Genomic DNA, 6,801 nt, shown 5'->3' on the forward strand with positions numbered 1-6,801 from the left:
GCCGCGCAGGCCGCTGAGGTCGAACTGGTAGAAGGTGCGGTAGGTGGAGGCGGGGGAGCAGCTGTTTCCGGCCGCGTAGTAGCCGCACCGTCCGACGCCGGGGTAGGTGGTGTCGGCGCTGCCGCTCATGTTCCAGAACGACGTGCCGGGATAGGCGGACTGGACCTGGGTCCAGGCGTTCGCGGCCGGCGCCCAGGGGATCCACGCGGGGTCGATGTAGTACGGGGCGGTGCCGTGCGCGAGCAGGTCCTGGTCCGCGGCCAGGGTGACGCCGGAGGCGGTGGCCGCGACGGGCATGGTGGCGACCTTCGCGCCCGCGCCGGGCCCGTCCGCGGTGCTGACGGCGGCGGCCTTGGTGCCCTCGGGTTCAGTCGCGTCCGTGGCGGGGGCCGCAGGTGCGGCCAGGGCGGTGCGGGTCTGGGCGCTCCTCGACGCGGCTGCGGTCTTGGTGGCCTGGGTTGTGGTGGCGGTGGAGCTGTCCCACATCTGGGGGGTGGTGGCGGTCCAGCGCACCGAGCCGTCGGGGGTCTTCGCGGTCAGGTTGCCGGCTGCGTCCGCGCCGACGGTCACGCCGTCGGTGGTGGTCGCGAAGTGCAGGTTCGTCACGGCCGGGTTGGCGGCGGCGGCCTGCGTCCTGAGGACCAGGACGGTGGTCACGCCGCCGGCCTTGGTGGCGGTGACCCGCAGGTCGGTGTCCGGGGCGACGGACGGGTAGAGCAGGTCGTCACCGTCGACGCTCGGGGCGGGCAGCGGGAAGGGAGCGCTCAGCGCGAGTTTCCTGCCGTCGGCGCTGGTCATCGTCGCCAGCGGGCCGTTTCCGCCCTTGGACAGCACGAGGCCGGCTGCGGATGCCTTCGGGGAGAACGTCCCGTCGGGGTTGGCCGCGAGGCTGGCGTCGAGGGTCACCCAGGAGCCGCCGCGCTTGATCCGCTGCTGATCCGGGTGCTGAGCCATCGCCAGATGTCCCTCGGGCGTGGCGGAGGTCTCGCTGTACTCCGTGGTCAGGGATGCGATCTCGACCGGCTTGCCCGTTGCCTTCGCCTGGGCGAGAGCCGCGTCGGCCTCGCTGGCAGGCGGCCTCTGGTTCGTGTGCTCGCTGTCGATGGCATTAATCTGGCTGCTGGAAAGGCTGGTTGAGGGGGATTCCGCGAACGCTGCCGGCACTGCGGCGAGTGCGGCGGAGACGGCCAGTGCCGTGGCTGCTGCCAGCCCCCGGGGAGAAGGCCCCCACGGAAAGCGCGATCTGTTCAGCATGAGACTTCCTTGGGAGCGGCGACGTCCGGAACGACGCGAAGACGCAGGTCAGGAGCACTTTTTCGCGCCTGACGCCGAGTGGGCAAACGGGATTCCGGGCGGCTGTCCGAGAACATGCCGGATCGGGCGGTTTTGTGATGGCAGGTGAGATGGATCACGCTCCGGCGCGCCCGTCCGGCATTGACCCGAGGTCTTTTCCCGCCGGTAGGTTCGGGGCTTTGCGCGATTTTTCTCTCCGGTTGGCGCACCGGACTACTCATGGAGGATTTGTGCTACCCCTACGGAGTGCTGACCATCAGCCAGGGCGCTCGGACGCGTCCTGGCTCCGGCGGAGGCTGTCGGTGGTGACCGCTGCCGCACTCGCCGGATCCCTGCTCGTTCCGACGGCTGCCGCAGCCGCCGGGCCGGACTACTCGCGGATCTGGACGCCGCCGAACACCGCGCTGAACAAGACCGCCTCGATCAAGGGCCAGAAGGTTCCGGCCGTGGCCGTCGCCAAGCCCGCGCACGAGGTCCCACCCACCTGGACGCCCCCGAAGGACGCCAAGTCCTCGGTGACGCCGCACGGGCGCGCCAGCGTCGTGCTGGGCACGGCTGCCACCGGCAACAAGACACAGGGCCTGCAGGCGCCCGCCGCGGGCGCACCGGCCTCCGGCGAGCGGGCGGCCGCCGGTTCACTACCGGTCTCGCTCGCGCCGCTTCCCGGCGTCGGCGACACGGCCGGCCAGACGGTCCAGGTCGACGTCGCCGACGAGAAGACGGCCGAGGCTGCAGGCGCCACCGCAGGCCTTGCCGTCACCCTGTCACGCGACGGCGCGACCCAGGCTCGCCCCGTGCGGGTCGCGATCGACACCGCCAAACTCGGCAACCGGACAGGCGCCGACTGGGCCGCCCGCGCGCAACTGGTCGCACTCCCGGCGTGCTCACTGACGACCCCCGGGGCGCAGGGCTGCACCGAGCGGACGCCCGTCCCCTCGCACTATGACCCCGCGTCGAAGCAGCTCGTCGCCGACGTGAACTTGCCCGCCAGCAACGGCACCCCGGCCACCAGCATCCAGTCGCTGTCCGCCGCGCCTACGGCCTCCGCCGTCCCGGGCGGCATGGTTCTCGCCGCAGTCACCGGGGCGTCCGGCGGCGCGGGAACGTATGCGGCCACCCCGCTGAACCCTTCCCAGGCGTGGGCCGCCGGCACCGCCTCCGGGGCGTTCAACTACTCCTACCCCATCCAGGCTCCGCCTGCTCTCGGCGGTGCGGCACCGCAGGTGACCCTCGCCTACGACTCCTCGTCCGTGGACGGCAAGACCTCCTCCACGAACGCCCAGGCGTCCTGGATCGGTGACGGCTGGGACTACAGCCCCGGCTTCGTCGAGCGCACCTACAAGCCGTGCTCCAAGGCGGGCATCGACGGTTCCGGCGACCAGTGCTGGGCCGGTGCCAACGCCACCATCTCGCTCGGCGGCCACTCGGGCGAGCTCGTCCCCGACGACGCCTCCTGCCAGGCGGGCGCACCCGCGGCCACGGAACAGTCCAACTGCACCTGGCACCTCAAGGGCGACGACGGCACGAAGATCCAGTTCCTGACCGGTGCCACCAACGGCACCTGGAACGGCTCCTACATCAAGGTCACCGACAACGGCGGCACGGTCTTCTACTTCGGCCTGAACCACCTTCCGAAGACCGACGGCAGCCCGAGCACCGTCGGCCCCGACAGCGGCTCCGCGTGGACCGTCCCGGTGTACTCCCCCAAGGCCGGCGACCCATGCTACGACGCAGCCAAGGGCAAGGCCTCCTGGTGCCAGGCAGCGTGGCGGTGGAACCTCGACTACGTCGTCGACCCGCACGGCAACCTCACCACCTACAGCTACACCCCCGAGGCCAACTGGTACGCCATGGGCGGCGGCCAGAACCACGGCACCGGCGAGCAGCACTCCTACACCCGCGGCGGCGTCCTCAAGACCATCGCCTACGGCCAGCTCCTGTCCGACCAGATCACCGCGAACGGCACCTACCAGAGCGCCGCGAAGATCGAGTTCACGTCCGGCGAGCGCTGCGTCACCTCCACCGCCGCCTGCGACCCCGCCCAGCGCACCGCCGCCCACGCCGGCGACTGGCCCGACGTCCCCCTGGACCAGAGCTGCGCCCAGAGCGGCACCTGTACCAACTACGGCCCCACCTTCTGGACCACCAAGTGGCTGACCTCCATCACCACCCAGGTCCGCGCCAACGGCACCTGGCAGGACGTCGACTACTACGAACTCGCCCACCGCTTCGTCAACGTCCAGAACACCACCGAGAACACCCAGGTCCCCTGGCTCGGCTCCGTCAAGCGCACCGGACGTGACGGGCTGGGCGCGAGCCCGGCACCGGCCGCCATCACACTGCCGCCGGTGACGTTCACCGAGATGCTGCTCGCCAACCGGGTCGACGGAACCAACCTCATCCCGTCCCGGCCCGCGTACAGCCGGCCCCGCATCCAGCTCATCACCACCGAAACCGGCGCCACCATCGGCGTCGACTACAAGAGCGCCGATTGCTCCCGGGACCGCGCCGACATGCCCGCCTCCGCGGACACCGACACGCGATCCTGCTACAACGTCAAGTGGCACCCCAGCAACGAGCAGCCGGGCGCCGACCCCGTCGACGACTGGTTCCAGCGCTACCCCGTCACCACCGTCACGGCCAACCCGAACACTCCGGGCTCCGTCCCGATGACCACCGCCTACACCTACGGCAAGGCAGCCTGGCACCGCAACGACTCCCCGTTCACCGAGACCAAGGACCGCACCTGGGACCAGTTCCGCGGCTACGCCACCGTCACCACCGTCAACGGCAGCGGCAACGACGGCCCCAAGTCCCAGACCAGCGCCACGTTCCACCAGGGCATGGACGGTGACATCACCGCCTCCGGCTCCGCCCGCACCGTCAAGGCGGCCGGCCCGAACAGCGGCCCCGTCACCGACTCAGACTGGCTCTCCGGCCAGACCCTCGAACAGGACACCTACACCCAGGCCGGCGGCACCATCACCGCCTACTCCGTACGCAGCAGCAGCGGTCCCGTCACCACGGCCACCCACAGTCAGCCCGGGCTGCCGTCCCTGATGGCCCGATACGGTGCCACCTCCTCGACGGCCGTCAGCAAGTCCCTCAAGGCCGACGGCAGCTGGCAGACGTCGACCAGGACCTCGACCAGCGACCCCGGCCACGCCAACCGCGTGATCACCGTCCTCGACCAGGCCGATGGCCTGCCCGACCTGTGTGCGCGTTCTTCCTACGCGGCCGGACCCGACCCACAGGTCAGTGCGCTGGCGTCCGAAATCCTCACCCTCCAGGGTGCCTCTGCGTGCACGGCCACGCCGTCCGCCCAGAACACCACGAGCTGGCAGCGCACGTGCTACGACGGCAAGCCGCTCGGCCAAGCCGCGACGAAGGCCGAAGCCACCTCCGGGGAGGCCCTCGATCACTTCGAGGGGGCAACGCCCAAGTTCACGATCGGCTCGCAGCAGACCTTCGATGTCTACGGCCGGACCCTGACCGCGACGAACCCGAACGTCACGGACTCCGCGCACCCGTCCGGTGCCTCCACCACCACCGTGTACACCCCGGCGAAGCCGGGAGAGCTGCCAAGCACGATCGCAGTCACAACGCCGGCCCCCGCGGGCGCGCCCGACGCAGCCACCGGCCGGGTGGCGACTACCACAGTCGACATCGCACGCACTCTGTCAACGACGGTCACCGACCCCAACGGGAAGAAGACCACCCAGGCCTACGACTCACTCGGCCGCTCCACCGCCGTCTGGATGCCCGGGCGTGACACCGCCGCGAGCGCCAGCATGACGTACAGCTACAAGATCCCCGGCGTGGTCAACAACAGCGCCGTCCCCCCGACGGTCACCACCCAGTCCCTGCGCGCCAGCGAGTCCTACGCGGTCAGCATCGGAATCCTGGACGGTCTCGGCCGGACCGTGCAGACCCAGTCCAGCGCCGCGAACTCCGCGTTCAACGGCCGCCTGATCAGCGATACGTTCTACGACTCCCAGGGCCGCGTCGTCCGAACCAACGGCGCCTGGTACAACAACGACACCTGGCCCGAGCAGACCCTCTACCAGACGACCACCGCCAAGGTCCCCGCCCAGTCCCACACCGTCTACGACGGTCTCGGACGGCCGGTGACCACTGAGTTCGTCGCCTATGGCGTGGTCCAGAACACCACCACCATCGCCTATCCCGGCGCCGACCGCACCGACGTGAGCCCGCCGCCCGGAACCACCCCCACCTCCACCGTCACCGACGCTCGCGGCCAGAGCACCCAGCTGTGGCAGTACCGGACACCGACCGCCACCGGCAAGGCGACGGACGCGGACGTCACGACCCACACCTACACCCCGGCCGGCAAGCCGGCCTCGCACACCGACGCCGCCGGGAACACCTGGAGCTACACCTACGACCTCAAGGGCCGCCTGACATCCGCAAGCGACCCGGACACCGGGGCCAGCTCCATCACGTACGACGCCGCAGGCCGCGTCGCGCGTACCACCGATGCCCGCGGCCAGAACCTCACCACCACCTACGACCTGCTCGGCCGTCCCACCGCCACCTACACCGGCACCGCCGCCGACCCAGCCAAGCAGCTGACCGCGCGGACCTACGACACCGTCGTCCCCGGCCAGCCCTCCACCGCAACCCGCTACGTCGGCGGAGCGAGCGGCGCCGCCTACACGAGCGCCGTACTCGCCTACGACGACGCCTACCGGCCCATTCAGACCACCCTCACCATCCCCGGCTCCGAGGTCGGCTCCGCCACCCCCTTCACCTACACCCAGCAGGCCGCCTACGACCCCATTTCCGGCGCCCTGACCGCAGAAGAGCGCTCCCAGATCGGCGACATCGAGGACGAGATCCTCGTCTACAACTACGAGGACTACGGCACCCTCCAGTCGATCGGCAACGGCACCGTCAACTACGACTCGTCGAACGACTACGACGCCTACGGCCGACCGATCCGCGCCACCGTCAACCCCTGGGGCACCCAGATCGTCGTCACCAACACCTACGACGAATCCACCGGCCGCCAGCTCTCCCAGTACGTCGACAAGCAGACCGCCAAGACCGGCGCCGTCCAGCAGACCACCTACTCCTACGACCCCTCAGGGCGCATCACCGCGATCCGCAACATCCCCGACAACACCCCCGCCAATACCGACCTCCAGTGCTTCGGCTACGACTACCTCAGCCGCCTCACCGACGCCTGGACCGACACCGGCACGCTCACCCTCGCCGCCCAGCCCACCGTCGGCAACCGCGGCGCATGCACCAACACCAACCCGACCAGCGGCGCCCAGGCGCCGAAGAAGACCACCGTCGGAGGCCCCGCCCCCTACTGGCAGACCTACACCTACGACCTCACCGGCAACCGCAAGTCCCTCGTCCAGCACGACACCGGCGGCGACTCCGCCAAGGACACCACCACCACCCAGACCTTCCCTGCGGCAGGCACCAAGAACAGCCCGACCAACGCCCCCAACACCGGCGGCGGCACCGGCGGCCCCC

At 70.4% G+C, this 6,801-nt stretch carries 1 protein-coding gene and 1 pseudogene; one reads left to right on the forward strand and one right to left on the reverse strand.

Going from position 1 to position 6,801, the window contains the following annotated elements; genetic code table 11:
* Window positions 1-954: pseudogene (locus AA75_RS51030) on the reverse strand (hypothetical protein); the annotation flags it as partial.
* 644 nt (window positions 955-1,598) lie between these two features.
* Between AA75_RS51030 and AA75_RS27245 the strand changes: the two are divergent.
* Window positions 1,599-6,801: RHS repeat domain-containing protein (locus AA75_RS27245; protein WP_033822916.1), on the forward strand; the 5,203-nt coding region annotated here is incomplete at its 3' end.

This window comes from Kitasatospora sp. MBT63, assembly GCF_000710465.2.
Lineage (GTDB): Bacteria > Actinomycetota > Actinomycetes > Streptomycetales > Streptomycetaceae > Kitasatospora.